The sequence below is a fragment of the Inquilinus limosus DSM 16000 genome, from assembly GCF_000423185.1.
Taxonomy (GTDB): Bacteria; Pseudomonadota; Alphaproteobacteria; order DSM-16000; family Inquilinaceae; genus Inquilinus; species Inquilinus limosus.
In genome coordinates, this window is record NZ_AUHM01000005.1 from 206,768 (window position 1) to 233,236 (window position 26,469).

The following is a 26,469-nucleotide window of genomic DNA, read 5'->3' on the forward strand; positions in this document are numbered from 1 at the left end:
TGTCCGTCGTCCTTGGGGCCAAGACGGCGGTAAACACGATGTGCAGTTGCGTTAAATCGCGCCAGTGTTCATGATATGTTCCATGGATATGGCGCAGACCGAACCGGCCTCGGACACCGCGGCCGCTCCCATGGAGGAGCGGACGGCCCGGCGCCTGCGTCTGCTCGCCCGGCTGGCCGACATGGGCATGGAGATCGCCGAAGCCACCCGCACCGAGGCGGTCGAGGCCCCGCAGCCCGGCGTCGACTACTGCGCCCGGTTCGCCGCCGCCGCCCGCGCGGTGCGGCTGACCCTGCTTCTGGAGGAGAAGATGGCACGGCCGGAGGAGGAGCGACGGCGCAAGGCTGCGGCCCGGAGGCAAGCGGTGGCCGAGGAATATCACGAGATGCGGGTGGGGCTGGCGATCGCGGCGGCGATCGACGCGAGCGCCGAAAGCCAGGAGGCGGGCGACCGCCTCGGCCGCGAGGTGATGGAGGCCTTCGAGCGGCCGGAGGTGGCGGAGAGGATCGAGACCGCCCCGGCGCCGCTGGCGGTGGCCGAGCTGTGCGAGCAGTTCGGGCTGCCGGAGGAGGTGGAGCGCTGGCTGGAGGCGGCGGACGACCTCCTGGAGGCGCTGGGCTTCGTGCCGTCGGAGGACGACGAGGCCGACGAGCCCCGCCGCGCTGGCCGCAGCCGCAAGCCCAGGGCCCCGGACACGGGCTGACGTCGATCGGGTTCACCACCGGCGAACCCGACATCCGGCCGCTCCTGCGGTCCCGATCCTGTTGGGTTCGCGGGCCGCGAACCCAACCTACGAGCCGACGTCGACGCAGCCTTCCTTCCCTCGCCGGAGGGCGGAGGGGCCTGCGCGCGTCCGCGCGCCTACTTCACCACGCCCCTACTTCACGACAAAAGTGCCGCGCATGCCCTCGGCCTCGGTGCCCGGGGCGTGGAAGGTGAAGGTGCCGGGGCGGATCGGCACGAAGGAGATGGTGGCGGCGCCCTCGTCGTCGAACTCGATCGAATCGAGGCCCAGCGGCCGCACCTCGATCTTGTTGATCACCACCTCGTTGATCCAGATGTTGCGGAAGAACTCTGGCGCCGCGATCGCCAGCTCGGCCGTGCCGTCGCTCTCGATCGTCCAGCGGTAGTATTTGCCGGCCTGCAGCTCGTAGGGCTTCTCCGGGAAGGGTTTGCCGGAGGAGAGCTTCAGCGGCTCCAGATTGGTGGCCCGGGTGGTCAGCCCGCCCTGGGCCGCGGCCGGGCCGGCCAGGCCGAGGGCCAGCAGCAGGGCGGCCGCCGCCGCGATCGTCGGTGCGCGCATCTCAGGCTCCCTCCCATATGGCGGCCCGCGCGAGGGGCCCGCCCGTTCGGGTGAGTATGGCGGCCCGGCGCCGCTAGGTCCGTTGTCCTTTGGTCCAAGACGGGCACGGCCGGTGTATGCTCGGAAGCGGTGACGAGCGGCGGGGGAGGCGGCATGCGGCGCAACGGAACGGGACGGGCCGGCTGAGATGGGGCGCAGCCTCGACCGCCTGGCCGCCTCGGTCGTCGACGGCATCCTCGACGACATCGCTGCCGGCCGGCTGCACCCGGGCGAGCCGCTGGCGCCCGAGGCGGCGCTGGCCGAGCGCTTCGCCGTCTCCAAGCCGGTGGTGCGCGAGGCCATGGCGCGGCTCGCCGTTCAGGGCATCGTCGCCATCCGGCACGGCCGGCAGACGGTGGTGCAGCCGCTGTCGGGCGGCGCCATCGCCGACCTGTTCGGCACGCTGGCCCGCGCCTACGGCATCGCGGCGGGCGAGTTCTCCGCCCTGCGCCGGGCGCTCGAGATCGAGGCCGCGGGCCTCGCCGCCGCCCGGGCCAGCGCCGAGGAGGTGGCGGGGCTGATCGAGGCGGTGGATCTGATGGCGTCGGAGATCCGCACCATCGATCCCTGGGTCGAGGCCGACCTCCTGTTCCACCGCCGCCTCGCCGCGATCGGCGGTCGGCGCCTCCTGGCCCATGTGCTGGAGGCGCTGGAGCCCTCGACGCGCGAGACCATGCGCGGCGCCAAGCTGAAGCGCGACCTCGCCACCACCCAGCGCGCGCTGCGCTGCCACATCGAGCTGGCCGAGGCCGTGCGCGCCCACGACCCGGACCGCGCCCGCGCCCTCATGGCCGCCCATTTCGACATCGTCGCGGATCTGGGGGAAGGGTAGGGCTGGGCACCTTCCGTTACCGGATCCTTTTTAGTCCCCCCTCCCCTTGCGGGAGGGGGGTAGGGGGAGGGGTCTGTGCGCGTCCGCGCGCGGATGGTTAGGATCGTCCCCGTGCCCGAAGGATCGATGCCGGGGCGAGCCGAGAGAACCCCCCCCCCCCCCCCCCCCCCCCCCCGGGGGGAGGGGGGACACAAAAAGCATCACCCACCCACCACCAGCCGCACCACTTCATCCGCATCGGTCTCCGCGGTCCGGCGCTCGCCGGCCTTGACGCCGCGGCGCAGCACCACGATCCGGTCGGCCACCGCGAAGATGTCGCCGAGATTGTGCGAGATGAAGATCACGCCCTTGCCCTGCGCCTTCAGCGACTGCACCAGGGCCAGCACCTTGCGCTGCTCCGGCACGCCCAGCGCCGCGGTCGGCTCGTCCATGATCAGGATGCGGGCGTTCCAGTAGATCGCCCGGCCGATCGCCACCGCCTGGCGCTGGCCGCCGGAGAAGGTCGCGACCGGCGCTTCCAGCCGCTCGACATGGAAGTCGAGGCGCGCCATCGTCGCCCGCGCCGCCTCGGCCATGTGCCTGCGGTCCAGCACCGGCAAGAGGCCGAACAGCCGCCGCTTCGGCTCGCGCCCCAGGAAGATGTTGGCGCCGATCGACAGGTTGTCGGCCAGCGCCAGGTCCTGGTAGATCGTCTCGATGCCGCGGTCGCGGGCGTCGTGCGGCGTGGCGAAGGCCACCGGCTCGCCGGCCAGGCGGATCTCGCCCTCATCGTGGCGGTGGACGCCGGAGATCGCCTTGATCAGGGTCGACTTGCCGGCGCCGTTGTCGCCGGCCAGCGCCACCACCTCGCCCTCGTGGAGGTCGAGCGACACCGCGTTCAGCGCCTGGACCCCGCCGAAGCGCTTCGACAGGCCGCGGACGGACAGCAGCGGCTCGGTCATGAGCGGTTCAGTCATCCTGGCGCCCCCGCGCGAGCCGGCGCTGGCTCTGGTCCACCAGCACCGAGATGATGATGACGACGCCGACCGCGACGAACTGCCAGAACGGCTCGACATCGATGAAGACCAACCCGTACTGGATCACGGCGATGACCAGGGCGCCGGCGATGGTGCCGCCGATCGTACCCGACCCGCCGAACAGGCTGGCGCCGCCGATCACCACGGCGGCGATGGAATCGAGCAGCAGCGGCTCCCCCGCCTGGGCCGCGCCGGCGGCGAAGCGGGCGGCGTAGAGCGATCCGGCGAGGCCGGCGCAGACCGCGGAGAGCAGGTAGAGCTTGATGGCGTGGCGCCGCACGTCGATCCCGGCCCGCAGCGCGGCGTTGCGGTTGGCGCCGATCGCGTAGGTGTGCTGGCCGAAGCGGGTCTGGGACAAAAGGTAGTGCATCGCCAGCGCGACGATCACGGTGATCAGCACCACCGTCGGGATTCCGGCGATGCGGCCGTTGCCGATGGTGGCGAACCAGGCGTTCGCCACCGGCACGGTGGTGCCGCCGGCGATCAGGAAGGCGGTGCCGCGGGCGACGCCGTACATGCCCAGCGTGCCGATGAAGGGCGGCACCCGCAGATGCGCGATCAGCCAGCCATTGACCAGGCCGGGCACGAAGGCGACCGCGACCCCGGCGGCCAGGCCCAGCAGCATCGCCGGCACGGGCCCGAGCCCGATTACCGGCCCGAGATTGGCGGCGTGGGCGGCGACCACCGAGGCCAGGCCCATGGTGAAGCCGACCGACAGGTCGATCCCGGCCGAGATGATGACGAAGGTCTGGCCCATCGCCAGCAGCAGCGGCGCCACCGCGAAGATGCCGATCGACTGCAGGTTGTACGGGTTCAGGATGAAGGTCGTGTCGTAGACGATCCGGGCCCAGGCCTCGAAGAAGACGATGAGGATGGCCAGGAACAGCCAGGCCCGCAGCTCCGCGACCTTGAGGAGGAGCGCGCGGCCGCCGCTGGTGGCGGGAGAGGGGATCGAGGAGATCGACATGGGTGACGGCACCGGCTCCTGGGTCAAGCCAACGATCCGAACCAATGATCCGTCATGGCGAGCCCCGAAGGGGCGTGGCCATCCAGCGATACCGGCCTCTGGATGGCCGCGGCGCTGCGCGCCTCGCCATGACGGTTTCACAAAACCGACAGGTCGCGCCGTCCGGCATCAGCCGGTGTAGAGGAACTTCGCGACCTTCGGGTCGTCGACATTCGCCTTATCCATCACGGTGAAGCCGGTGCCGATCGAGGCCGGCACCGACTGGTCGGTCAGATGGGCGAAGGCGCTGATCACGCCGAAATAGCCGATCTCGGCCGGGTGCTGGGCGATGGCGATGTCGACCGTGCCGTTCTTCAGGTCCTCGACGATCGATTGCGGCGCGTCGAATGCCGCGATCTTGATCTCGCCGGCCTTGCCCGCCTGCTTGACGCCGTTGGCGGCGCCGAGGGCGGAGAACAGGTTGGCGCCGAACACCCCGGCCAGGTCCGGGTTGCGGGCCAGCACCGCCTGCAGCTGCGACGCCGCCTTGTTGGCGTCGTCGTCGTTGAACTGCGTCTCCAGCACCTCGATGCCGGAATGGGCCTTGATCTCCTCCTTGAACCCCTCCTCGCGCTGGTCGGTGGTGGAGATGCCGGGCTTGACGTTGGAGACGTAGACCTTGCCCTTGCCGCCGATCGACTTGGCCAGCGCCCGCGCCGCGATGCGGCCGCCCAGGATGTTGTCCGAGGCGATGTAGGACAGCGGGAAGTCGGCGTTGCCCTCGCCGGTCTGGTAGACGCCGGTGCCGATGAAGGTGTCGACGGTGAAGACCGGGATGCCGGCATCGGCCGCCTTGCGCAGCGGCTCGATCAGCTGGGTCTTGTCGGTCGGCGCCACCAAGAGGGCGTCGGGCTTGCGCGCGATCACCGCGTCCAGCACCGGCACCTGCAGCACGGCGTTGAACTCCGGCGCGCCCTGGAACACCAGCTCGCAGCCGACCGCCTTGCACGCCGCCTCGGCGCCGCGGCGCATGGTGATGTAGAAGGCGTCCGTCGTCAGGCCGGGGACGAGGGCGATCCTGAAGCTCTTGCCCTGGGCGGCGGCCGGGGTGACCGCCGCGGCGGCGCCGGCGAGCGCGGCCGACGAGCCCAGAAGGGACAGAAACAAGCGCCGTTCCATCGTTTCCTCCATCTGTTTGGTTGCTTGTTGTTGGTGTTGGCGCCGATCGGCGGCGCGAGGGGTCAGGCCGGGACCAGCTCGGCCTTTCGGTCGAAGCCGGCCAGGGCGCGGTTCAGCGGCACCAGCGTCGAATGCAGCCGTTCGAACACCGACCGGTGCAGCGCATCGTAGCGCGCCGCGAGCTCCGGGTCCGGCTCCACCGTATGGTGCCGCTGGTCGATCGCGGCCAGGGCGGCGTCGAGATCGGGCCAGAGGCCGGCGGCGACGCCGCCGAGAAGGGCCGCGCCCAACGCCGTGGCCTCGGGCTCGTCCACCACCGTCACCGGGCGGCCATAGACATTGGCCTTGATCTCGAGGAACAGCGCGTTGCGCGAGCTGCCGCCGATCGCGCGGATCTCGATCGGCGGGGTGATCCCCGGCAGCGCCGCCATGGCGTCGACCATCAGCCGCGCCTGCATCGCCAGCCCCTCCAGCACCGCGCGGAACAGGGCGCCGCGGTCGGCATGGGCGGTCAGGCCGATGAAGGCGCCGCGCGCCGTGGTGTCCGGGTCGGGCGGCGGGCTGTAGACCAGATGCGGCAGGAAGACCACGCCCTGGCTGCCCGGCTCGACCGCCCGGGCCTCGGCGATCAGCACCTCGTGCTCGGCCTGGCCGGTCAGGGACCGGAACCATTCGACGGCGCCGCCCGAGCTGTTGATGCCGCCGCCGAGATAGGACAGGGGACGGTGGGTCTCGATCGCGCCCTGGACGAAACCGCGCCGCATCACCGCCGGGTCGAGCAGCGGGAAGGCCGTCGCCAGCAGCACCGCCTCGGCCGTGCCCAGGCTGTCCAGCAGCATGCCCGGCCGGGTGATCCCGGCGGCGTAGGAGCCGCAGAGATGGTCGTGCCCGCCGGCGGCGACCACCGGCTGCCCGGCCAGGCCGGTCTCGGCCAGCACCTCCGGCCGCACCGGGCCGAGCGCGGCGCCGGCGGCCAGGATCGGCGGCATCAGGGCCGGGTCGAGGCCGACCAGGCCCAGCAGCTCCTCCGACCAGCGGCGCTCATGGATGTCGAAACACAGCGTGCGCGAGGCCAGGGTCGGCTCGGTCGCGGCCACGCCGGAGAGGCGGAAGGCGATCCAGTCGGCGATGTTCAGCACCCGGCGGGCGCGGCCCATCGCCTCCGGCCAGTGCTCGCGCATCCAGGCCAGCTTGCACAGGGTCAGGGTTGGGTCGATGGCGACGCCGGTGATCTGGAAGATCCGGTCCGGGCCGATCCGGTCGGCGAGGGTGCGTGCCGCCGCCTCGGTGCGGCGGTCGAACCAGACGAGGGAGGGGGCCAGCGACCGGCCGTGCTCGTCAACCAGCACGCAGCTCTCGCCGACGCTGCCGACAGCGAGGCCGGCGACCGGCCCGCCGGCCAGCGCCCGCGCCACCTCGGCCAGGCAGTCCGTGACCGTGGCGAACAGGGCGTCGGGGTCGTATTCGCCGCGGCCGCCCGCCTGCATCCTGGCCGGGGTCGGCCGCGCCGCCTGCGCCGCCCGGCGGCCGCGCGAATCGAAGGCGATGGCGCGGACCGACCGGGTGCCGACATCGATGCCGATCAGGAAGGGCGGATCGAAGCGCGCCGACATCGCCGGGCCTCCGCGCGGTTGCTATCAGCCGGCCAGGCCGCCGGCGGCCATCGCCTCGTCGACGCCCTGGCCGCGATGGATGATCTCCGCCAGCGCCCGCACCACCGCCGCCGGGTCCGGCGCCTGCCAGATGTTGCGGCCGAACACCACGCCGCGCCCGCCGGCCTGGACCGAGCCGTGCACCACCGCCAGCGCGTCGCGCACCGTCTCCATCTTCACCCCGCCCGCGATCAGCACCGGGGCGGGGCAGGTGGAGGTCACCCGGCGGAAGCCGTCGACCGTGCCGGTGTAGTAGGTCTTGACGATGTCGGCGCCGAGCTCGAAGGCGATGCGCGAGGCCGAGGCCATCGCCCCGGGGTCGAGCGGGTCCGGGATGCGCTCGGCCGGGCAGGGCAGCGCCTCGACCATCACCGGCAGCCCGTCGGCGGCGCAGTCGCCGACCACCCGGGCGACGATGTCGTAGGTCCGCATCTCGACCTCCCCGCCCATGAAGCCCATGACGCAGACGCCGTCGACGCCCAGCCGGCGGGCGTCCTCCACCGTATGCAGCAGGCTCCATTCGGTGTAGCGCAACCAGTCCTCGCGAGTGATGCTGGGGCCGCCGTCGAGCCGCAGATAGACCGGCAGCCGGCCCAGCAGCCTGTCGCGGTAGTGCTTGATCACCCCGTAGGAGGTCATGATCGCGTCGGCGCCGGCCGCGATCACGCGGTCCAGCACGGCGCCGGGGTCTTCGAGACCCGGCACCACGCCCAACGTCCGGGCGTGGTCCATGGCGATGACGATGCCGCGATCACCGAAAGAGAGTCGGGCCATGGCCTGTGGCTCACCGGTTGGTTGCGGGAGGGACGGCTGGCGATAGGGGATGCGCTGACGATTCGCATGTTAGTTATCTGATATCTGTCGTCAACGAATGATTATTTCGCGACTGCGATATCGCGGCGCAGCGAACCGCCTGCGCACAGGCACTTGCATCGATCGGATATGAAAAAAACTTTACATATCGAGAGGTGGATGACAGAAGAATTTTCATCCGCCTCCCGGCGGCTTTTCATCCATTCCTTGCCCCTCGCTGCATGCCCCAGGACACGCCGCAGACCCTGATGAACCGGCTGGCGCAGAGCATCGACGCGCTCTCCCCGGCGCATCGGCGGCTGGCGGATTTCGTCCTGGCGCATCCGTTCCGCGCCGCGACCATGGGGATCGAGGAGCTGGCCGGCGCGGCCTCGGTCTCGATCGCCACGGCCAACCGCTTCGCCCACCGCCTCGGCTTCGGCGGCTATCCCGAGTTCCGGGCCGAGCTGCTGCTGCAGTTCCAGCGCGCCCTGGCGCCGGTCGAGAAGCTGCGGGCGACGCAGCAGGGCGCCGACTCCGCCCATGCCGACCTGCGCGGGTCGCTCGACACCGTGTCGACCAATCTCGGCCAGGCCGCCGGGCTGCTGACCGAGGACGGATGCGCCCGCGCCGTCGAGCTGGTGCTGGGCGCGCCTCGGGTGGTGCCGCTCGGCCTCGGCATCAGCGCCGTCATCGCCCGCTTCCTGGCCGAGCTGCTGCTGCCCTATTGCCCGTCGGTCGAGGTGCTGGACGGCAGCGGCGGGACCGAGCGCATGGTCCGCCAGCTGCTCCGCTTCGGCGAAGGCGACCTGCTGATCCCGATCTCGGTGCCGCGCTATTCCCGCGCCACCATCGATCTGGTGCGCCAGGCCAAGGCGCGCGGCCTGCGCGTGCTGGCGCTGACCGACGGGCCGGCCTCGCCGCTGGTGCCCGACAGCGACGCCGCCCTGTTCGGCCCGGCCGAGCACGACGTGCTGCACGGCTCCTCGATCGCGGTGATGGCGGTGGCCGAGGCGCTGGCGGGCGCGATCGCCCGGCGCCGCGGCACCGTCGCCGGCGCGGCCGAGCTGATCGAGGAAATCAGGCCATATCTTCTCGTCGAGGACGCTCCGGCCGTTGTCCGGCGTCCCCGCCCCCCTGCCCCGGAACGCCGACGATGACGCTCGCCTATTGGAACGGAACCTATTCGCCCCTCGACGAGGTCCGGATCTCGCCGCTCGACCGCGGCTTCCTCTTCGCCGACGGCGTCTATGAGGTGGTGGCGGTCTATGACGGCCAGATCTTCGAGCTCGACGCCCATCTCGACCGGCTGGCGCGCAGCCTCGCCGCCGTCCGGATCGATCCGGGCCTCGACCGCGCCGCCCTCGCCGCGGTGTTCCTGCGGCTGGCCGAGACCGCGCCGCGCCCGGCCGCGACCATCTACATGCAGGTCACCCGCGGCGCCCCGGCCCAGCGCAGCCACGCCTTCCCGGCTTCGGCCCAGGCCAGCATCCTCGCCTTCGCCGGCCCGCTGAAGCGCCTCGGGCGCGCGCAGCAGAAGGACGGCTTTGCCCTGGTCTCGGCGCCGGATATCCGCTGGCTGCGCTGCGACATCAAGTCGATCGCCCTGCTGCCCTCCGTCCTCGCCGCGCAGCAGGCAGCCGAGGCCGGGGTGCTGGAGACGGTGATGATCCGCGACGGCCTCGTCAGCGAATGCGCCGCCAGCAACGTCTTCGTGGTCAAGGACGGGCGGGTGGCGACGCCGGTCGCCGACCACCGCATCCTCGACGGCATCAACCGCCGCATCGCCATCCGCCTGGCCATGGAGCTGGGCATCCCGGTCGAGCAGCGCGACGTGGCGGAGGCCGAGCTGCGGGCCGCCGACGAGATCTGGATCACCAGCACGACCAAGGAGCTGGCGCCGATCGTGCGGCTGGACGGCGCCGCGGTCGGCTCCGGCCGCCCGGGGCCGGTGTGGCGGCGGGTACGCGAGGCCTTCGATGGCCTGGTCGGAGAACCGGCATGACCGCGGCGGCGCCGCTGATCGAGGTCGACGGGCTGACGGTCCAGTTCCGGACCGAGGACGGCCCCGTCACCGCGGTCGAGGATCTCAGCTTCGCCATCGCCCCGGGCGAGACGGTGGCGGTGGTCGGCGAATCCGGCTCGGGCAAGTCGGTCACCTCGCTCAGCCTGATCCGGCTGGTCGATTATGGCGGCGGCCGGATCGTGCGCGGCGCCGTGCGCTTCCGCGGCCGCGACGGGCAGGTGCGCGACTTGGCACAGGCCCCGGCCGAGGCGCTGCGGTCGCTGCGCGGCGACGAGATCGCGATGATCTTCCAGGAGCCGATGACGTCCCTGAACCCGGTCTTCACCATCGGCGACCAGATCGCCGAGGCGGTGATGCTGCACCAGGGCAAGGACGCCAAGGCGGCGCGGGCCGAGGCGCTGCGCATGCTGGAGCGGGTGCGGATCCCGGAGGCGAAGCGGATGCTCGACCGCCACCCGCACCAGCTGTCGGGCGGCATGCGCCAGCGGGTGATGATCGCCATGGCGCTGTCCTGCCGGCCGAAGCTGCTGATCGCGGACGAGCCGACCACGGCGTTGGACGTCACCATCCAGGCCCAGATCCTGCGGCTGATCCGCCAGCTGCAGCGCGAGATGGGCATGGCGGTGATGTTCATCACCCACGATATGGGTGTGGTGGCCGAGGTCGCCGACCGCGTCGTGGTCATGTACCAGGGCCGCAAGGTGGAGGAGGGGACGACCGAGCGGATCTTCGCCTCGCCCCAGCACCCCTACACCCAGGCGCTGCTGTCGGCGGTGCCGAAGCTCGGCAGCCTGCAGGGCCAGGCGCTGCCGGCGCGCTTTCCGCTGGTCCGGGTCGACGGATCGAAGGAGCCGCCGCCGGCGCCGCAGGACACGGTGCGGTCGGGCTCGGCCCCGCTGCTGGAGGTCGACCGGCTCTCGACCCGCTTCGACGTGCGCCGCGGCGTGTTCGGCCGGCTGGCCGCCCGGGTGCATGCGGTGGAGCAGGTCAGCTTCGCCCTGCAGCCGGGCGAGACGCTGGCCCTGGTCGGCGAGAGCGGCTGCGGCAAGTCGACGACCGGCCGCACCATCATGCAGCTGCTGGAGCCGTCCGCCGGCGCGATCCGCTTCGAGGGCCGGGCCATGGCCGAGATGCGGTCGGAGGAGCGGCGCCGGCTGCGGCAGAAGATCCAGTACGTGTTCCAGGACCCCTTCGCCTCGCTGAACCCGCGGCTGACGGTGGGATTCTCGATCGCCGAGCCGCTGCTGACCCACGGGATCGCGAAGGGTCGCGCGGCGGAGCAGCGGGTGGCCGACCTGCTGACCCAGGTCGGCCTCAGGCCGGAGCATGCCAAGCGCTACCCGCATGAGTTCAGCGGCGGCCAACGCCAGCGCATCTGCATCGCCCGGGCGCTGGCCAGCGACCCGAAGCTGATCATCGCCGACGAGGCGGTGGCGGCGCTCGACGTCTCGATCCAGGCCCAGGTGGTGAACCTGCTGATGGATCTGCAGGCCCGGCACGGCCTGTCCTACCTGTTCATCTCGCACGACATGGCGGTGGTGGAGCGGGTCAGCCACCGCGTCGCGGTGATGTATCTCGGCCAAATCGTCGAGATCGGGCCGCGCCAGGCCGTGTTTGAGAACCCGCAGCACCCCTACACCCGCCGGCTGATGGCCGCGGTGCCGGTGGCGGACCCCGCCCGGCGCAACCGCGACACGGCTTTGATCGAGGGCGAGATCCCGAGCCCGATCCGGGCCCTGGGCGACGAGCCCGTGGTGAAGCCGCTGGAACCCGTCGGGCCTGGCCATTTCGTGGCCCGGCACCCGGTCGGCGACTTCGGCTGACCTGATTCCGTACCCATGACCGATCCGAAACACAGGGAGAGAGAACCGATGAGACGCTGGAAGCACCTTCTGGTCGGCTGCGCCATGGCCGCGCTGACGGCGCTGCCCGCAACGGCGATGGCCAGGCCGCTGGTCGTCGCCATTCAGGAGAACCTGACCGGGCTCGACCCGTCCAACATCAACGAGACGGCGTCGCAGGCGGCGACGCGGCTGTTCTATCAGGGCCTCTACGGCTTCGATCAGAACATGCAGCTCGTGCCCGTTCTGGCCGAGAGCTACGAGGTCAGCGACGACGCCAAGGTCTACACCTTCCATCTGCGCAAGGGCGTCAAGTTCCACGACGGCACCGACTTCAACGCGCAGGCGGTGAAGGTCAGCCTCGAGCGCCTGGCCAATCCCGACAACAAGCTGAAGCGCCAGTCGCTGGTATCGATGCTGGACCATGTCGAGGTGGTCGACGACCACACCGCCAAGGTGGTGCTGAAGGAGCCGTTCGGCGCCCTGGTCAACAACCTGGCGCATGCCGGGGCCATGATCATCAGCCCGGCGGCGTTGGAGAAGTACGGCAAGGACATCGGCCGCAACCCGGTCGGCACCGGCCCGTTCAAGTTCAAGTCCTGGTCGGCCGACACGCTGGAGGCGGTGAAGAACGACGCCTACTGGAAGGAAGGCGAGCCGAAGGTCGACGGCGTCACCGTCCGCAGCGTGCCGGAGAACGGCAGCCGCGTCGCCATGCTGCAGGCCGGCGAGGCCCAGTTCATCACCCCGGTGCCGTCGGAGATGATGAAGGTGCTGGAGCGGAATCCGAACGTCACGGTGGTCGACGCGCCGTCGATCGTGAACTGGTACGTGGCGCTGAACAGCCACAAGAAGCCGTTCGACGACGTCCGCGTCCGCCAGGCGCTGAACTACGCGATCGACCGCAATGCCTATTGCAAGGTGGTGCTGAACGGCTTCTGCGACCCGGCGGATTCGCCGATGCCGCCGAAGCTGAAGTTCTACGCCAAGCAGGGCGTCTGGCCCTACGACCCGGCGAAGGCCAAGCAGCTCCTGGCCGAGGCCGGCTATCCCGACGGCTTCGAGAGCGTGCTGTGGTCCGGCAACAACACCACGGCCATCCGCGCCGACCAGTTCCTGCAGCAGCAGCTGGCCCAGATCGGGGTCAAGGTGCAGGTCACGCCGCTCGAATCCGGCGTCCTCTCCGACAAGGTCTGGGGCGTGCAGAAGCCCGAGGACGCCACGGTGCAGATGTATTACGGCGGCTGGTCGTCCTCGACCGGAGATGCCGACTGGGCGCTGCGGCCGCTGCTGTGGGGCAAGGGCTTCCCGCCGAAGCTGTTCAATGTCGCCTACTACGCCAACCCGGAGGTGGACGCGGCGCTGGAGGCGGCGGTCGCCACCGCGGATGAGGGCAAGCGGGCCGAGGCCTATGCCAAGGCGCAGTCCCTGATCTGGCAGGACGCGCCCTGGATCTATCTCGGCGTCGACCATGTTCTGAGCGCCCGGAGCAAGGACCTGTCCGGCGTCTACGTCCTCCCCGACCGCGCCTACATCGTCGAGGACGCGTCGTTCCAGTAAGTCCTTTCCGAACGCCCGGCGGACCTTGCCGGTGCTGACGTCTCTTATCCTGTCATGCCCGGGCTTGACCCGGGCATCCAGGGCGGCCAGAGCGGTTCTTGGTGGCCCCTGGATCACCGGGTCGAGCCCGGTGATGACAAGAAAAGGAATGGTTGTCGGTACCGGCTGGTGCGGTTCGTCGGGCGGGCGGTTCTCGGAGCCCCCATGCTGCAATATCTGATCCGGCGTCTCATCGGCATCGTCCCGGTGATGCTGGTCATCTCCCTCGTGGTCTTCGGCTTCGTCCACATGCTGCCGGGCGACCCGGCGCGGCTGGTGGCCGGGCCGGACGCGACGGCGGAGGATGTCGCCCTGGTGCGCGCCGATCTCGGTCTCGACCGGCCGCTGATCGAGCAGTACCTGACCTTCCTCGGCAATGTCGTGCAGGGCGATTTCGGCACCTCGCTGAAGACCCGCCGCCCGGTGGTCGACGAGATCGGCGAGCGGCTGATGCCGACGGTCTGGCTGACCGTGGTCAGCATGGCCTGGGCCGTCGCGGTCGGCCTCCTGATCGGCGTCGTCTCCGCGGTCAAGCGCGGCCGCTGGCAGGATTACGGCGGCATGGTGCTGGCCGTGTCCGGCATCTCCTTCCCCTCCTTCTGGCTCGGCCTGCTGCTGATCGGCGTGTTCTCGGTCGATCTCGGCTGGCTGCCGACCGGCGGCTACGGCACCTGGCAGCATTTCGTCATGCCCGCGGTCACGCTCGGCCTCGGCGTCGCCGCGGTGATGGCGCGCTTCACCCGCTCCGCCTTCATCGAGATCTCGCGCGAGGACTACGTCCGCACCGCCCGGGCCAAGGGCGTGTTCGAGCGCGCGGTGATCTGGAAGCACACGCTGCGCAACGCGCTGATCCCGATCATCACCATGGTCGGGCTGCAGTTCGGCTTCCTGCTCGGCGGCTCGATCGTGGTCGAGACCGTGTTCTCCTGGCCCGGCCTCGGCCGGCTCCTGGTCGACAGCGTCTCCTACCGCGACTACCCGGTGATCCAGGCCGAGATCCTGCTGTTCTCGATCGAGTTCATTCTGATCAACCTCGCCGTCGACGTGCTCTACGCGCTCGCCAATCCGGAGATCCGCTACCGATGAGCGCCGTCATCTCCCCCGCGACCCCGGCCCGCGCCGAGACGGTGCGCTCGCCCTTCCGCGAATTCTGGCGCCGCTTCCGCCGGCAGAAGATCGCCGTGGCCGCCGGGCTGTTCCTGGCGGCGCTGGTGGTGGTGGCGGTCCTGGCGCCCTGGATCGCCCCCTACGACCTGGCCCAGCCGGATTACGAGCGGGTGCTGGAAGGCCCGTCCTGGGCCCATCTCGCCGGCACCGACGCCTATGGCCGCGACATCCTCAGCCGCATCGTCTTCGGCGCCCGCATCTCGCTCGCCGTCGGCTTCCTGTCGGTGACGCTGGGCGGCGTCGCCGGCATCCTGCTCGGCCTTGTCAGCGGCTTCTACGGCGGCTGGATCGACGGGCTCGTGATGCGGCTCTGCGACGTGCTGCTGGCCTTCCCCGGCATCATCCTGGCGATCGGCGTCATCGCCGTGCTGGGCCCCGGCATCGACAACGTGATCTACGCCGTCGCCGTGTTCAGCGTGCCGGTCTTCGCCCGGCTGGTGCGCGGCAGCACGCTGGCGATCAAGCAGACCGTCTATATCGACGCGGCGCGGGCGATCGGCGTCCGCCACCGCCTGCTGATGCTGCGGCACATCCTGCCGGGCACGCTGCCCAGCGTGATCGTCTACTTCTCGATGCGCATCGGCACCTCGATCCTGACGGCCGCCAGCCTCAGCTTCATCGGCCTCGGCGCCCAGCCGCCCAGCCCGGAATGGGGGGCGATGCTGGCCGACGGGCGCAGCTATCTCGGCGTCGCCGACCACATCACCCTCTTCCCCGGCATCGCGATCTTCGTCACCGTGCTGGCCTTCAACCTGCTCGGCGACGGGCTGCGCGACGCGCTGGACCCGAAGCTGAAAACCTAGGGAGGCATCGGTGACGGCCCGTCTCGCCCGCGATTTCGGCCTGGTCTGCGGCACGCTCCCGGCCGGGCCGCTGAACGCCATCACCGATGTGCCGGGGGTGACGGTCGGCCATCTGACGCTGCATGCGGGCGACGTGCTGACCGGCGTCACCGCGGTGCTGCCGCATGGCGGCAACCTGTTCCGCACCAAGGCCCGCGCCGCGGTCGAGGTCTTCAACGGCTTCGGCAAGAGCACCGGCCTGGTGCAGGTGGCGGAGCTGGGGACGGTCGAGACGCCGATCCTGCTGACCAACACCTTCGCCGTCGGCACCTGCGCCACGGCGCTGATCCGCGCCGCCATCGCGGCCAACCCCGACATCGGGCGTGAGACCGGCACCGTCAACCCGGTGGTGCTGGAATGCAATGACGGCTATCTGTCCGACATCCAGGCCCTGGCGGTGACCGAGACCGACGCGCTGGAAGCGATCAAGGCGGCCAGCGACGGCAAGGTCGGGCAGGGCTCGGTCGGCGCCGGCACGGGGATGAGCAGCTTCGGCTTCAAGGGCGGCGTCGGCAGCGCCTCGCGCCGGGTCAAGTTCGATCGCACCCACTTCCATCTCGGCGTGCTGGTGCTGGCGAATTTCGGCCGCGCCGGCGACCTGGTGCTGCCCGACGGCCGCCGGCCGGCGCCGCCTTCCGAACCGGTGCCGGAGAAGGGCTCGGTGATCGTCATCCTGGCGACCGACGTGCCGTTGGAGCACCGCCAGCTGCACCGCGTCACCCGGCGGTGCGGCGCCGGGCTGGCGCGGCTCGGCGCCTATTGGGGGCACGGCAGCGGCGACATCGCGCTGGGCTTCTCCACCGCCGACCCGGTAGAGCACGACCAGAAGCGCGACCTGGTTCAGATCCGCGCGCTGAACGAGGCGCGCATCGACCGGCTGTTCCAGGCCGCGGCCGAGGCGACGCAGGAGGCGGTGCTGAACGCGCTCTGCGCCACCGGGCCCGCGATCGGCCGCAGCGGGCACAGCCGGCCATCGCTGGCGGACTGGCTGGAGGCGGAGGAGCGGAAATGAGGATCTACATCTCGTCCGACATCGAAGGCGTGGCCGGCGTGGTCTCGCCGCAGCAGGGCCAGCCGGGCAACGGCGAATACGAACGCGCCCGCCGGCTGATGACCGAAGAGGTCAATGCCGCGATCGAAGGCGCGCTGGAGGGTGGCGCCACCGGGATCCTGGTCAACGACGCGCACGGCCCGATGACCAACCTGCTGCCGGAACTGCTGCACCCGGCGGCGGAGCTGATCCAGGGCAAGCCGAAGCCGCTCAACATGTTTGCCGGGCTCGATTCCGGCCATGCCGCGGTGTTCTGCCTCGGCTACCACGCCCGCGCATCGGAGCAGGGCGTGCTGGCCCACACCACCAACGGCTTCGCCTTCCGCGCCGTGCGGCTGAACAGCAAGCCGCTGGGCGAGGCCGGGATCTACGGCGCCTATGCCGGCAGCCTCGGCGTGCCGGTGGCGATGGTCTCCGGCGACGACCGCTGCGTCGCCGAGCTGCGCGAGCATTTCCCCGAGGCCGAGTTCGTCCAGACGAAGCAGGCGCTGGGCAACCGCGCCGCCCGGTCGCTGCCGTTGCCGACGGCCCGCGCGGCGCTGCGCGAGGCGGCGGCCCGCGCCGTCCGCCGCGCCGCGTCGATCCCGCCCTTCCGCATCGACGGCCCCTACACGCTGGAGCTGGAGATGGGCGGCCCGGCGCTGGCCGACCTCGCCGCCACCCTGCCGCCCGCCGAACGCCGCGACGGCGTCACCGTGGCCCTGCCGGCCGGCAGCGTCGCCGACGCCATCCGCTGGATGAACGCCGTGTCCGCGATGACCGCTTTCCTCCGTTGACCCCGAGGCTTCGATGACCGATCCATCCCGCGCCGTCCTGGCGATCCATGGCGGCGCCGGCACCATCCGCCGCGAGTCGCTGACTCCGGAGCGGGAGGAGGCCTATCACCAGGGGCTGCGCACCGCCCTTCGCGCCGGCCATCTCGTCCTGGCGGCCGGCGGTTCGGCGCTGGACGCCGTCACCGCCGCGGTGATGGCGCTGGAGGAGGATCCGCTGTTCAACGCCGGCCGCGGCGCCGTCTTCACCAGCGCCGGCGAGAACGAGATGGACGCGGCGGTGATGGACGGGCGGGACCGCCGGGCCGGCGCCATCGCCAGCATTTGCGGCCCGCGCCACCCGGTCCTCGCCGCCCGCGCGGTGATGGAGCGCACCGAGCACGTCTTCCTGGCCGGGGAGGGCGCGCGCCGCTTCTGCCGCGAGGCCGGGCTGGAGCATATGGACCCGTCCTGGTTCCGCACCGAGCGGCGCTGGGCGGCGCTGCAGGAGGAGCTGGAGCGCCGCCGGCAGGCGCTGCCGGATGACGGCGATCCGGCGCGCAAGCACGGCACGGTCGGCGCCGTGGCCTGCGACGCCGCCGGCAACCTCGCCGCCGCCACCTCGACCGGCGGCATGACCGGCAAGACCCCGGGCCGGGTCGGTGACAGCCCGGTGATCGGTGCCGGCACCTGGGCCGACAACGCCACCTGCGCCGTCTCCGCCACCGGCCATGGGGAGTTCTTCATCCGCTATGCCGCGGGGCACGAGATCGACGCCCGCATGCGCTGGGCCGGGCAGGGGCTGCAGCAGGCGGCCGAGGATGTGGTGCAGGCGCTGCTCGGCCCGGTCGGCGGCTCCGGCGGTCTGGTCGCGGTGGACGCTCGCGGCAATGTCGCGCTGCCCTTCAACTGCGAAGGCATGTATCGCGGCGTGGTCGGGGCCGACGGCGCGCTGCGCACCGCGATCCACCGCGAGGCGTTCCGGGTCGAGGCTGTATAACCAGGACGGCCTGGAACAGGGAGGAAGCGATGACGGTCGATACGGGCAAGAGGCTGGCGGCGCTGCGTGGAAAGATGCGGGAGGAGGGTGTCGATCTCGTCGCGCTCGGGCCCGACTCGCACATGCAATGGGTGGCCGGCTTCCACCCGCATCCCGACGAACGGCCCTGCCTGCTGCTGATCGGGCCGGAGCGCGAGGCGTTCCTGATGCCGGTGCTGAACGCTGAGAGCTCGCGCGAGCAGACGGAGATCGCCTTCCACAGCTGGGACGACGCCGACGGGCCGGATGCCGCGCTCAAGGCCGCCCTCGCCGATGTCGGCGCGACCGATGCGGCCCATGTGGTGCTGGACGAGACGATGCGGGCCGATTTCGCCCTGCTCCTGCTCGGCGTGCTGCCCGGGGCGCGGCACAGCTTCACCGACAGCACCATCGGCGCCCTGCGGATGCGCAAGGACGCCGCCGAATTCGCCAAGCTGAAGATGAACGCCGGCATCGCCGACCGCGCCATGCAGGCCGCCTTCGCCGCGGTCAAGCCGGGCATGACCGAGCTGGAGCTGGCGGCGGTGATCAAGGCGCACTTCACCTCGGAAGGCGCCTCGCCGGCCTTCTGGATCGTCGGCGGCGGCGGCAACGGCGCCTTCCCGCACCACCAGACCGGCGGGCGTCGGCTGGAGGAGGGCGACGCCGTGGTCGTCGACATCGGCGGCCGCAAGGGCGGCTTCCCCAGCGACATCACCCGCATGGTCGCGATCGGCCGCCCGCCGGAGGGCTACGGCCAGATCCACACCATCGTCGAGAAGGCGGTGCAGGCGGCGCTCAAGGCCGCGAGGCCCGGCGTGAAGGCGAAGGAGGTCGACGCCGCCGCCCGGCGCGTCATCGCCGATGCGGGCTACGGCGAATACTTCGTCCACCGCACCGGCCACGGCCTGGGCATCGATGGCCACGAGCCGCCCTACATCACCGCGACGTCGGAGACGGTGCTGGAGGAGGGCATGGTGTTCTCGATCGAGCCGGGCATCTACATCCCCGGCCGCTTCGGCATCCGGCTCGAGGAGATCGTGATCCTGCGCGAGGATGGGCCGGAGATCCTGTCCTCGCTGCCGCGCGACCTCTACGTGGCGCGGGTGTGATTCACCCGATACGGCGCGTCTGAGAGAGAACCGTCATGGCGAGCCCCGAAGGGACGTGGCCATCCAGGGCCGCTCGCATTGGCCCCTGGATGGCCACGGCGCTACGCGCCTCGCCATGACGGTCTATTGAAGGCCCCGCCGGTGTCAGCGCCTCATCCTGCAGTCCACTTCGAATCCGGCACCACCACCAGCTTGCCGACGAAGCCCTTGGCCATGAAGTCGGCCTGGGCGCGGTGGAAGTCGGACAGGCGGTAGACGCCGCCGACCAGCGGCTTCAGCTTGCCTTCCTCGATATAGCGCACCAGCCGCCGGAAGGCGCCGCGCGTGCCCTGGGATGAGCCGTGCAGCTCCAGGTGCTTCAGGTACATGGTCCGCAGGTCCAACTGCACCACCGGCCCGGCGATGGCGCCGGCGGTGGTGTAGCGCCCCTCCGGCCGCAGGATGCGCAGCAGGTCGTTGAACATCGCCCCGCCGACCAGGTCGGCGACCACGTCGATCGGCCGCCCCTTGGTCGCCCGCTCCACCGCCGAGACCAGGTCGCCGGCATCGCGGGTGACCACGGCCTCGGCGCCGACCGCCAGCACCGCCTCCTCCTTGCCGCTTCCGACCACGGCATAGGGAATGGCGCCGCGGGCGCGGCACAGCTGGACGATGCCGGACCCGACGCCGCCCGAGGCGCCGGTGACCAGCACGCGTTCGCCCGCAGCCACCCGGGCGCGGTCCAGCATGTGCTCGCCGGTCAGGTAGGCGCAGCAGAAGGTGGCCAGCTCGACATCGCTCATCGGCGTGTCGATGCGATGGGCATGGTCCGCCGGCAGCGCCATGTACTCGGCATAGCCGCCGTCGCGGCCATGGCCCATGTAGTCGATATCGGCCAGGCTGTCGTCGTCGCGGTTGTAGATGCTGAAGTCGACCATCACCCGCTCGCCGATCCGCGCCGCCGGCACGCCGGCGCCGACGGCGACGATGCGGCCGACCGTGTCGGTGCCCTGGATGCGCGGGAAGGTCAGGGTCGAGCGGTCGCCGCGGCCGCGCCAGCTGGACACCGCGGTCGGGTCCGCTTCGGTGCCGTAGGCGCCTTCGCGCACCCAAACGTCGGTGTTGTTCATGCCGCAGGCGGTGACCTCGATCAGCACCTCGCCCGCGGCCGGCTTCGGCACCGGCACGTCGTCGCGATAGACCAGCTTCTCGGGCCCGCCATGGCCGGTCAGGACCACGGCGCGCATGGTGGCGGGGATGGTTTCGGTGGTGGCCATGGTCGGGCTCCTTGATAGGGTGTCATTGCGAGCGCAGCGAAGCAATCCAGGGCCGCGCGAGCGGGACGATGGATTGCTTCGTCGGCTTCGCCTCCTCGCAATGACGGCGAGGGGTTACAGTTCTCTGGAAACGGACTCGACCGCTCCGGCGACGGCCTTGACCACGATGTCGGCCTCCTCGCGGGTCAGGCACAGCGGCGGGGCGAAGCCCAGGATGTCGCCCTGCGGCAGGGCGCGGGAGATCACGCCGCGGGCCAGCGTGGCCGCGTAGATTCGCGGGCCGACCTTCAGCGCCGGGTCGAAGAACACCCGATCGTCCTTGTCCGCTACGAACTCGACCGCCGCCGCCAGCCCCTCGCCGCGCACCTCGCCGACGATGCGGTGGCCGGCCAGCGCGTCGGTCAGCGCCTGCTTGAAATAGGCGCCGGTCTCCCGTGCGTTCTCGACCAGCCCCATTCTGTCGATCAGCTCCAGATTGGCGATCGCCGCGGCGGTGCACAGCGGGTGCGAGGAATAGGTCCAGCCATGGCCGATGGCGCCGAGCGCGTCGGAGCCCTTCTCCAGCACCTTCCACACCTTCTCCGACACGATCACGCCGGACAGCGGGGCATAGGCCGAGGTCAGGCCCTTGGCGATGGTGATCAGGTCCGGCTTGATGCCGTAGTGGTCGGAGCCGAACATCGACCCCAGCCGGCCGAAGCCGGTGATCACCTCGTCGGCGATCAGCAGCACGTCGTACTTGGCCAGCACGGCCTGGATCTTCTCCCAATACCCGGCCGGCGGCGGCACCAGCCCGCCGGTGCCCAGGATCGGTTCGCCGATGAAGGCGGCCACCGTCTCCGGCCCTTCGGCCAGGATCAGCTCCTCCAGCTTGTCGGCGCAGGCTTGGGAGAACTGCTCCTCGCTCAGCGACCGGTCCTCGCGGCGGTAGTAGTAGGGCGCCTCGGTGTGCAGCACCTGGGCCAGCGGCAGGTCGAAGGCCTTGTGGAACAGCTCGAGCCCGGTGAGGCTGCCGGTCATCAGGCCGGAGCCGTGATAGCCGCGCCAGCGCGAGATGATCTTCTTCTTCTCCGGCCGGCCCAGGACGTTGTTGATGTACCAGACCAGCTTGATGTTGGTCTCGTTGGCATCGGAGCCGCCGAGGCCGAAGAACACCCGCGACATGCCGGCCGGCGCCCGGTCGATGATCATCTTGGCCAGGCGGATCGATGGCTCGCTGCCGTGCCCGACATAGGCGTGGTAGTAGGCCAGTTCATGCGCCTGAGCGGCGATCGCATCGGCGATCTCGCGCCTTCCGTAGCCGACATTGACGCAGTAGAGGCCGGCGAAAGCGTCCAGGCTGCGCTTGCCGTCGCGGTCGGTGATGTAGACGCCCTCGCCGCCGGTGATGATCCGGTTCGGCGTCTCGCCCCTGGCGTGGGCCGCCATATGGGTCGAGGGATGGAAGAAGTGGTCGCGATCCCAGGCGTCGAGTTCGTTGCCGCGAAGGGCCATCGGAAGTCTCCTTGTACGAAAGGGCGGGCGCTCAGGCCGCGTCGAGGCAGAGGTATTTGAGCTCGGTGAAGGCCTCGATGCCGTGGCGCGAGCCTTCGCGGCCGAGGCCGGACTGCTTGGTGCCGCCGAACGGGATCGGGGCGCCGGTGATCTTCACCCGGTTGACCGCGACCATGCCGTAGTCGAGGGCGCGGCCGAGGCGCAGCACGCGGCCGGAATCGCGGGTGACGACATAGGCGACGAGGCCGTATTCGGTGTCGTTGGCGCGGGCGATCACCTCGTCCTCGGCATCGAAGGCGGTGACGGCGGCGACCGGGGCGAAGGTCTCCTCGCGCATGATCGCGGCGTCGTCCGGCACATCGACCAGCACGGTCGGGGCGAAGAACAGCGGCCCGGCGGGGTGGGCCTCGCCACCCGTCAGGCAGCGGGCGCCGCGCGCCACGGCGTCGCGCACATGCTCCGCCGCCTTGGCCACGGCGCGATCGTGCATCAGCGGCCCGATCTCGGTCTCCGGCTCCAGGCCGTTTCCGACCTTGAGTGCCGCGACGCGCCTGGCGAAGGCCTCGCAGAAGGCGGCGTAGACCGGCCGCTCGACATAGATCCGGTTGGCGGCCAGGCAGTCCTGGCCCGAGGTGGCGAATTTCGCGTCGATGGCGATCGATACGGCGCGGTCGAGATCGGCATCGGCGAAGACGATCAGCGGGGCGTGGCCGCCGAGTTCGAGCTGCAGGCGCTTGATCGTCGGGGCGCAGCGTTCGGCGATCAGCCGGCCGATCTCGGTCGACCCGGTGAAGCTGACCGCCCGCACTCGCTTGTCGGCGCAGATCCGGCCGACGATCGGCTCCGGGTCGCCGGTGACGATGTTCAGCACACCGGCCGGAATGCCGGCGCGCTCAGCCAATTCGGCCAGGGCCAGGGCCGAGAGCGGGGTCTGCGACGACGGATGCGCCACCACGGTGCAGCCGGCGGCCAGCGCCGCCGCGGCCTTGCGGGTCAGCATGGCGCAGGGGAAGTTCCAGGGCGTGGCGACGCCGACGACGCCCAGCGGCTCGCGCCGCACCATCATCTCTGCGCCGGGCAGGTGGCTGGTGACGGATTCGACGTTCAGCCGCTTGGCCTCCTCGGCGAACCATTCGACGAAACCGGCGCCGTAGTCGATCTCGCCGCGGGATTCCGCCAGCGGCTTGCCCTGCTCCAGCGTCATCAGCAGGGCCAGATCTTCCTTCGCGGCCCGGATCCGGTCGAACCAGTTGCGCAGCCGGGCCGCGCGCTCCTGCGGCAGCAGCGCCCGCCAGGCCGGGAAGGCGGCCTCGGCGGCGGCGATGGCGCGGTCGGCCTCGGCCGCGCCCAGCCGCGCGACACGGGCGACGGTGACGCCGGTGGCGGGGTCGGCCACCTCGAACACGGCGCCATTGGCGGCGGCGGTCCAGCGGCCGTCGATATAGGCCAGTTCGCGCAGCAGCCGGCGGTCGGTCAGGCGGGCCAGCGCGTCGTGCTGGCTGGGCCGGGTGGCGAGGGCGGTCATGGCGAACCTCCGCGATGGATGAGGCCGCCAGGATAGGGGCGGGGCGAAGGAGATGGAGACTGTTCGGGACGCCGTCGGCAGACCAAGTCTCTCGAGGGCGAGGGGAGGCAGAGAGACTCTCTCCGCCTATGCCCCGTCCGTCCCCGCCAGCACCTCCACCGGCACCGTCGCGTCGTCCTTCACCGTGCGGGTGACGATGTAGGTGAAGTAGCGGTCGATGCCGATCTCCTGCTCCAGCAGCCGGTCGATCAGCCGCTGATAGGCATCGATGTCGCGCGCCACCACCTTCAGGAGGTAGTCGATGCCGCCGCCCAGGGACCAGCAGGCCACGACTTCCGGCACCGCCTTCACCGCCCGCTCGAACCGGTCGAAATCGGCTTGGCGGTGGGCGCCCAGCGTGATCTCGACGAACACCATGGCGAAGGGGGCGATCCGGCGCAGCGCCAGCCGGGCGTGGTAGCCGGAGATGACGCCTTCGCGCTCCAGCCGATGCAGCCGGGTCCAGCACGGCGTCGGCGACAGCCCGACCTTCTCGGCCAGGGCCAGCTTGGTGATGCGCCCGTCGCGCTGGATCTCGGCCAGGATGCGCAGGTCGATCGGGTCGAGCTTGACGGCGGACATGCGCCGACCATGCCGGTGTGGAATTCCGGTTGTCAATTGAACTGATCTTGGATCATTGTCGAATCATGACAATCTGGCAGCCCGACCCCTCCGCCCTGCGCCGGCCCGCCTATCTCTCCCTGGCCGATCAGATCGCGCGGGCGATCGCGGACGGCCGGCTGCCGCCGGGGGAGCGGCTGCCGACTCATCGCGCGATGGCCGAGACGCTGGACCTGTCGGTGCAGACGGTCAGCCGCGCCTATGAGGAGCTGATCCGCCGCGGCCTGATCTCCGGCGAGACCGGGCGCGGCACCTTCATCCGCCCGCCGCAGCGCGAGCCCGTGCCGCCCTACATCCCGGAGCGGCTGAGCGAGGTGATCGACCTGTCGATCCTGAAGCCGGTGGTGTGCGAGACTCGCCACATCGAGGCGATGAAGGCGGCGCTGCACGAGCTGGCCGACACGCTGCCGCATTCCGCCGTCCTGTCCTTCCGCCCGAACATGCTGTTCGCCCGGCACCGCCGGGTGGCGCAGGCCTGGCTGCGGGACCGCTGCGGGGTCGAGGCCACGCCCGGCACCATCCACCTGACCAACGGCGCCACCGCCGGCATGACCATCGCCCTGATGGCCGCGGCCCCGCCGGGGTCGACCGTGGTGACCGAGGCGGTCGGCCACCACACGCTGGTGCCGCTGGCCGCCTATCTCGGCCTGCGTCTGCGCGGCGTGGCGATCGACGCCGAGGGCGTGGTCCCCGAGGCGTTGGACGAGGCCTGCCGCGAGGGCGACGTGCGCGCGCTCTTCGTCATGCCGAACCCGATCAACGCCACCGCCAGCCTGATGGGCGCGGCGCGGCGGGCCGAGATCGTCGAGGTGGCCCGCCGCCATGAGCTGCAGATCATCGAGAACGACGTGCTGGCGCCGCTCCTGAGCGAGCGGCTGCCGCCGCTGGCCGCCCTGGCACCGGAGCGCACGCTCTACGTCACCACCTTCACCAAATGCGTGATGCCGGGGCTGCGCGCCGGCTATCTGGTGGTGCCGGACCGGCTGTGCCCGTCGGTCGCCAACCGCAGCCTGGTGACCAACTGGATGGCGACCGGGCTGATCGCCGAGCTGGCCGCCCGCTGGGTCGAGAACGGCACGGCGGCGGAGCTGCTGCGCTGGCAGCGCGCCGCGATTCGCGGCCGCCAGGCGATCGCGGCCGAGATCCTGGCCGGCATTCCGCACCGCGCCCATCCGGAAGGGCTGCATGTCTGGCTGCCGCTGGGCGAGGGCCGGTCGGAGGAAGAGTTCGTGTCCCATGCCCGGCTGCAGGGCGTCGCCATCGCGCCCGGCGCCTCCTTCGCCATCGAGGGCGGCATGGACCGGCGGCCGGCTGTCCGTATCTCGGTCGGCTCGACCACGCCGGAGCAGCTGCGCGACGGCCTCAAGATCGTCGTCAACCTGCTGCAGGGCGAGCCGGAGCCGGTGCTGCTGGCGATGTGACCCGAATCGTGCGCCACCTGCCTAATAAATCATCACGTTCGGCCAAATTGTACTGATTTGTTTTTCCGTTTGACATGATTTTGTCTCCCTTCCATCGTTGGCGGCAACCAAGGCCGTCGCGAACAGGGAGTGCGGCTTGCCAGACCTTCCAACATCCGATCCGTGCATCAGCGTCGAAGGCGTGACCAAGCGCTTCGGGCCGCTGACCGTCCTGGACGACCTGTCCTTCACCGTGAAGCCGGGCGAGAAGCTGGCCCTGATCGGGCCGTCCGGCTCCGGCAAGACCACGATCCTGCGCATCCTGATGACGCTGGAAGGGATCAATGGCGGCCATATCCGGGTCGAGGGCGAGCCGCTGTTCCACATGCCGAAGAACGGCGCCCTGGTGCCGGCGGACGAGCGCCATCTGCACAGGATGCGCGCCAAGATCGGCATGGTGTTCCAGCTGTTCAACCTGTTTCCGCACAAATGCGTGCTGGACAACGTGACCCTGGCGCCGATGCTGACCCAGGGCGTCGACCGCAAGACCGCCGAGGCCCGCGCGATGGAGCTGCTGGAGCTCGTCGGCATGGCGGGCAAGGCCAAGGCGATGCCGGCGCAGCTCTCCGGCGGCCAGAAGCAGCGCGTGGCGATCGCCCGCGCCCTGGCGCTGAAGCCGAAGATCATGCTGTTCGACGAGGTCACCTCGGCGCTCGACCCCGAGCTGGTCGAGGAGGTGCTGAACGTGATGCGCCGCCTGGCCGCCGAGACCGACATGACCATGCTGCTGGTCACCCACGAGATGAGCTTCGCCCACGACTTCGCCGACCGCGTCCTGTTCTTCGACCGCGGCCGGATCGTCGAGGAGGGCCCGCCGGACGAGATCTTCCGGCACCCGCGCGAGGAGCGGACCCAGGCCTTCCTCAAGAAGATCATCGCCGCCGGCCACCGGGTCTGACCGGTCGCA

Annotated in this window: 24 protein-coding genes; 14 read left to right on the plus strand and 10 right to left on the minus strand. The window is 70.8% G+C overall.

The genetic code is table 11. From position 1 onward, the window contains the following. Positions 1-82: 82 nt before the first annotated feature. Positions 83-703 (plus strand): hypothetical protein, encoded by a 621-nt coding sequence (locus G537_RS0108300; protein ID WP_026869720.1) that lies wholly within the window; start codon positions 83-85, stop codon positions 701-703. Between the two features lie 174 nt (positions 704-877). Here G537_RS0108300 and G537_RS0108305 read toward each other — a convergent pair whose 3' ends face one another. Next, positions 878-1,303 carry a cupredoxin domain-containing protein gene (locus G537_RS0108305; RefSeq protein ID WP_026869721.1) on the minus strand — a complete coding sequence of 142 codons (426 nt, stop codon included), beginning with the start codon at positions 1,301-1,303 and terminating at the stop codon, positions 878-880. A 187-nt stretch (positions 1,304-1,490) separates the two neighbouring features. Here G537_RS0108305 and G537_RS41970 point away from each other — a divergent pair, with 187 nt between their 5' ends. Beyond that, a complete protein-coding gene (locus G537_RS41970; protein ID WP_051248179.1) occupies positions 1,491-2,174 on the plus strand; it encodes a FadR/GntR family transcriptional regulator in 684 nt (227 codons plus the stop codon). Positions 2,175-2,374: 200 nt separating this feature from the next. On the opposite strand, the gene G537_RS0108315 is transcribed toward G537_RS41970, so the two are convergent. The 5 genes from G537_RS0108315 to G537_RS0108335 all read right to left on the minus strand — a co-directional run bounded on the left by G537_RS0108315 (position 2,375) and on the right by G537_RS0108335 (position 7,741). Next, positions 2,375-3,130: an ATP-binding cassette domain-containing protein gene (locus G537_RS0108315; protein ID WP_026869722.1), complete on the minus strand. Its 756-nt coding sequence runs from the start codon at positions 3,128-3,130 to the stop codon at positions 2,375-2,377. Then, a complete protein-coding gene (locus tag G537_RS0108320; protein WP_211230327.1) occupies positions 3,123-4,184 on the minus strand; it encodes an ABC transporter permease subunit in 1,062 nt (353 codons plus the stop codon). Before G537_RS0108320 ends, G537_RS0108315 begins: the two co-directional genes overlap by 8 nt. 141 nt (positions 4,185-4,325) lie before the next feature. Continuing rightward, the gene (locus G537_RS0108325) at positions 4,326-5,315 is read right to left on the minus strand and encodes an ABC transporter substrate-binding protein (protein ID WP_026869724.1); all 990 of its coding nucleotides are present in this window, start codon (positions 5,313-5,315) and stop codon (positions 4,326-4,328) included. Between the two features lie 62 nt (positions 5,316-5,377). Next, positions 5,378-6,928 carry an FGGY-family carbohydrate kinase gene (locus G537_RS0108330; protein WP_026869725.1) on the minus strand — a complete coding sequence of 517 codons (1,551 nt, stop codon included), beginning with the start codon at positions 6,926-6,928 and terminating at the stop codon, positions 5,378-5,380. A gap of 24 nt (positions 6,929-6,952) precedes the next feature. Next, a complete protein-coding gene (locus G537_RS0108335; RefSeq protein ID WP_026869726.1) occupies positions 6,953-7,741 on the minus strand; it encodes a class I fructose-bisphosphate aldolase in 789 nt (262 codons plus the stop codon). 260 nt (positions 7,742-8,001) lie between these two features. Here G537_RS0108335 and G537_RS37010 point away from each other — a divergent pair, with 260 nt between their 5' ends. From G537_RS37010 to G537_RS0108385, 10 genes are all read left to right on the plus strand, one after another. Beyond that, positions 8,002-8,919, plus strand: coding sequence for a MurR/RpiR family transcriptional regulator (locus G537_RS37010; protein ID WP_081688685.1), 918 nt, complete (start codon positions 8,002-8,004; stop codon positions 8,917-8,919). Further along, entirely contained in the window at positions 8,916-9,764 is an 849-nt protein-coding gene (locus G537_RS0108345) for a D-amino acid aminotransferase (RefSeq protein ID WP_026869727.1), read from the plus strand. Before G537_RS37010 ends, G537_RS0108345 begins: the two co-directional genes overlap by 4 nt. Further along, on the plus strand, positions 9,761-11,608 hold the full coding sequence (locus G537_RS0108350; RefSeq protein WP_026869728.1) for an ABC transporter ATP-binding protein: 1,848 nt from the start codon (positions 9,761-9,763) through the stop codon (positions 11,606-11,608). The genes G537_RS0108345 and G537_RS0108350 overlap by 4 nt, the downstream gene beginning before the upstream one ends. 48 nt (positions 11,609-11,656) lie before the next feature. Beyond that, the gene (gsiB, locus tag G537_RS0108355) at positions 11,657-13,186 is read left to right on the plus strand and encodes a glutathione ABC transporter substrate-binding protein GsiB (protein ID WP_026869729.1); all 1,530 of its coding nucleotides are present in this window, start codon (positions 11,657-11,659) and stop codon (positions 13,184-13,186) included. A gap of 204 nt (positions 13,187-13,390) precedes the next feature. Further along, entirely contained in the window at positions 13,391-14,311 is a 921-nt protein-coding gene (gene gsiC, locus G537_RS0108360) for a glutathione ABC transporter permease GsiC (RefSeq protein WP_026869730.1), read from the plus strand. Further along, positions 14,308-15,195: an ABC transporter permease subunit gene (locus G537_RS0108365; RefSeq protein ID WP_026869731.1), complete on the plus strand. Its 888-nt coding sequence runs from the start codon at positions 14,308-14,310 to the stop codon at positions 15,193-15,195. Before gsiC ends, G537_RS0108365 begins: the two co-directional genes overlap by 4 nt. A 10-nt stretch (positions 15,196-15,205) precedes the next feature. Next, complete coding sequence (locus tag G537_RS0108370) at positions 15,206-16,246, plus strand: DmpA family aminopeptidase (RefSeq protein ID WP_026869732.1); 1,041 nt, start codon at positions 15,206-15,208, stop codon at positions 16,244-16,246. Continuing rightward, on the plus strand, positions 16,243-17,061 hold the full coding sequence (locus G537_RS0108375) for a M55 family metallopeptidase (protein ID WP_026869733.1): 819 nt from the start codon (positions 16,243-16,245) through the stop codon (positions 17,059-17,061). Before G537_RS0108370 ends, G537_RS0108375 begins: the two co-directional genes overlap by 4 nt. Positions 17,062-17,074: 13 nt before the next feature. Then, a complete protein-coding gene (locus tag G537_RS0108380) occupies positions 17,075-18,037 on the plus strand; it encodes an isoaspartyl peptidase/L-asparaginase family protein (protein ID WP_026869734.1) in 963 nt (320 codons plus the stop codon). Positions 18,038-18,066: 29 nt separating this feature from the next. Further along, on the plus strand, positions 18,067-19,167 hold the full coding sequence (locus G537_RS0108385) for a M24 family metallopeptidase (RefSeq protein WP_026869735.1): 1,101 nt from the start codon (positions 18,067-18,069) through the stop codon (positions 19,165-19,167). A 152-nt stretch (positions 19,168-19,319) separates the two neighbouring features. Here G537_RS0108385 and G537_RS0108390 read toward each other — a convergent pair whose 3' ends face one another. From G537_RS0108390 to G537_RS0108405, 4 genes are all read right to left on the minus strand, one after another. Beyond that, positions 19,320-20,423, minus strand: a complete 1,104-nt coding sequence (locus G537_RS0108390; protein ID WP_026869736.1) for an alcohol dehydrogenase family protein — start codon at positions 20,421-20,423, stop codon at positions 19,320-19,322. 114 nt (positions 20,424-20,537) lie between these two features. After that, positions 20,538-21,917: an aspartate aminotransferase family protein gene (locus tag G537_RS0108395; protein WP_026869737.1), complete on the minus strand. Its 1,380-nt coding sequence runs from the start codon at positions 21,915-21,917 to the stop codon at positions 20,538-20,540. A gap of 31 nt (positions 21,918-21,948) precedes the next feature. Continuing rightward, positions 21,949-23,442 (minus strand): NAD-dependent succinate-semialdehyde dehydrogenase, encoded by a 1,494-nt coding sequence (locus tag G537_RS0108400; RefSeq protein WP_026869738.1) that lies wholly within the window; start codon positions 23,440-23,442, stop codon positions 21,949-21,951. A 126-nt stretch (positions 23,443-23,568) separates the two neighbouring features. Beyond that, positions 23,569-24,063: an Lrp/AsnC family transcriptional regulator gene (locus tag G537_RS0108405; protein ID WP_026869739.1), complete on the minus strand. Its 495-nt coding sequence runs from the start codon at positions 24,061-24,063 to the stop codon at positions 23,569-23,571. 65 nt (positions 24,064-24,128) lie between these two features. Here G537_RS0108405 and ehuR point away from each other — a divergent pair, with 65 nt between their 5' ends. Continuing rightward, complete coding sequence (ehuR, locus tag G537_RS0108410; protein WP_026869740.1) at positions 24,129-25,523, plus strand: MocR-like ectoine utilization transcription factor EhuR; 1,395 nt, start codon at positions 24,129-24,131, stop codon at positions 25,521-25,523. A gap of 136 nt (positions 25,524-25,659) precedes the next feature. Beyond that, positions 25,660-26,460: an ectoine/hydroxyectoine ABC transporter ATP-binding protein EhuA gene (gene ehuA / locus G537_RS0108415; RefSeq protein ID WP_026869741.1), complete on the plus strand. Its 801-nt coding sequence runs from the start codon at positions 25,660-25,662 to the stop codon at positions 26,458-26,460. Positions 26,461-26,469: the final 9 nt, after the last annotated feature.

Excerpts from the sequence above, each read along its gene's own strand:
- G537_RS0108350 (WP_026869728.1), top strand. The coding sequence starts at position 9,761 with ATGACCGCGGCGGCGCCGCTGATCGAGGTCGACGGGCTGACGGTCCAG.
- G537_RS0108315 (WP_026869722.1), bottom strand. The coding sequence starts at position 3,130 with ATGACTGAACCGCTCATGACCGAGCCGCTGCTGTCCGTCCGCGGCCTG.
- G537_RS0108405 (WP_026869739.1), bottom strand. The coding sequence starts at position 24,063 with ATGTCCGCCGTCAAGCTCGACCCGATCGACCTGCGCATCCTGGCCGAG.
- G537_RS41970 (WP_051248179.1), top strand. The coding sequence starts at position 1,491 with ATGGGGCGCAGCCTCGACCGCCTGGCCGCCTCGGTCGTCGACGGCATC.
- G537_RS0108395 (WP_026869737.1), bottom strand. The coding sequence starts at position 21,917 with ATGGCCCTTCGCGGCAACGAACTCGACGCCTGGGATCGCGACCACTTC.
- G537_RS0108380 (WP_026869734.1), top strand. The coding sequence starts at position 17,075 with ATGACCGATCCATCCCGCGCCGTCCTGGCGATCCATGGCGGCGCCGGC.
- ehuR (WP_026869740.1), top strand. The coding sequence starts at position 24,129 with ATGACAATCTGGCAGCCCGACCCCTCCGCCCTGCGCCGGCCCGCCTAT.
- G537_RS0108385 (WP_026869735.1), top strand. The coding sequence starts at position 18,067 with ATGACGGTCGATACGGGCAAGAGGCTGGCGGCGCTGCGTGGAAAGATG.
- G537_RS0108375 (WP_026869733.1), top strand. The coding sequence starts at position 16,243 with ATGAGGATCTACATCTCGTCCGACATCGAAGGCGTGGCCGGCGTGGTC.
- gsiC (WP_026869730.1), top strand. The coding sequence starts at position 13,391 with ATGCTGCAATATCTGATCCGGCGTCTCATCGGCATCGTCCCGGTGATG.
- G537_RS0108400 (WP_026869738.1), bottom strand. The coding sequence starts at position 23,442 with ATGACCGCCCTCGCCACCCGGCCCAGCCAGCACGACGCGCTGGCCCGC.
- G537_RS0108345 (WP_026869727.1), top strand. The coding sequence starts at position 8,916 with ATGACGCTCGCCTATTGGAACGGAACCTATTCGCCCCTCGACGAGGTC.
- G537_RS0108390 (WP_026869736.1), bottom strand. The coding sequence starts at position 20,423 with ATGGCCACCACCGAAACCATCCCCGCCACCATGCGCGCCGTGGTCCTG.
- G537_RS0108305 (WP_026869721.1), bottom strand. The coding sequence starts at position 1,303 with ATGCGCGCACCGACGATCGCGGCGGCGGCCGCCCTGCTGCTGGCCCTC.
- G537_RS0108365 (WP_026869731.1), top strand. The coding sequence starts at position 14,308 with ATGAGCGCCGTCATCTCCCCCGCGACCCCGGCCCGCGCCGAGACGGTG.
- G537_RS0108330 (WP_026869725.1), bottom strand. The coding sequence starts at position 6,928 with ATGTCGGCGCGCTTCGATCCGCCCTTCCTGATCGGCATCGATGTCGGC.
- gsiB (WP_026869729.1), top strand. The coding sequence starts at position 11,657 with ATGAGACGCTGGAAGCACCTTCTGGTCGGCTGCGCCATGGCCGCGCTG.
- G537_RS0108325 (WP_026869724.1), bottom strand. The coding sequence starts at position 5,315 with ATGGAACGGCGCTTGTTTCTGTCCCTTCTGGGCTCGTCGGCCGCGCTC.
- G537_RS37010 (WP_081688685.1), top strand. The coding sequence starts at position 8,002 with ATGCCCCAGGACACGCCGCAGACCCTGATGAACCGGCTGGCGCAGAGC.
- G537_RS0108300 (WP_026869720.1), top strand. The coding sequence starts at position 83 with ATGGATATGGCGCAGACCGAACCGGCCTCGGACACCGCGGCCGCTCCC.
- G537_RS0108335 (WP_026869726.1), bottom strand. The coding sequence starts at position 7,741 with ATGGCCCGACTCTCTTTCGGTGATCGCGGCATCGTCATCGCCATGGAC.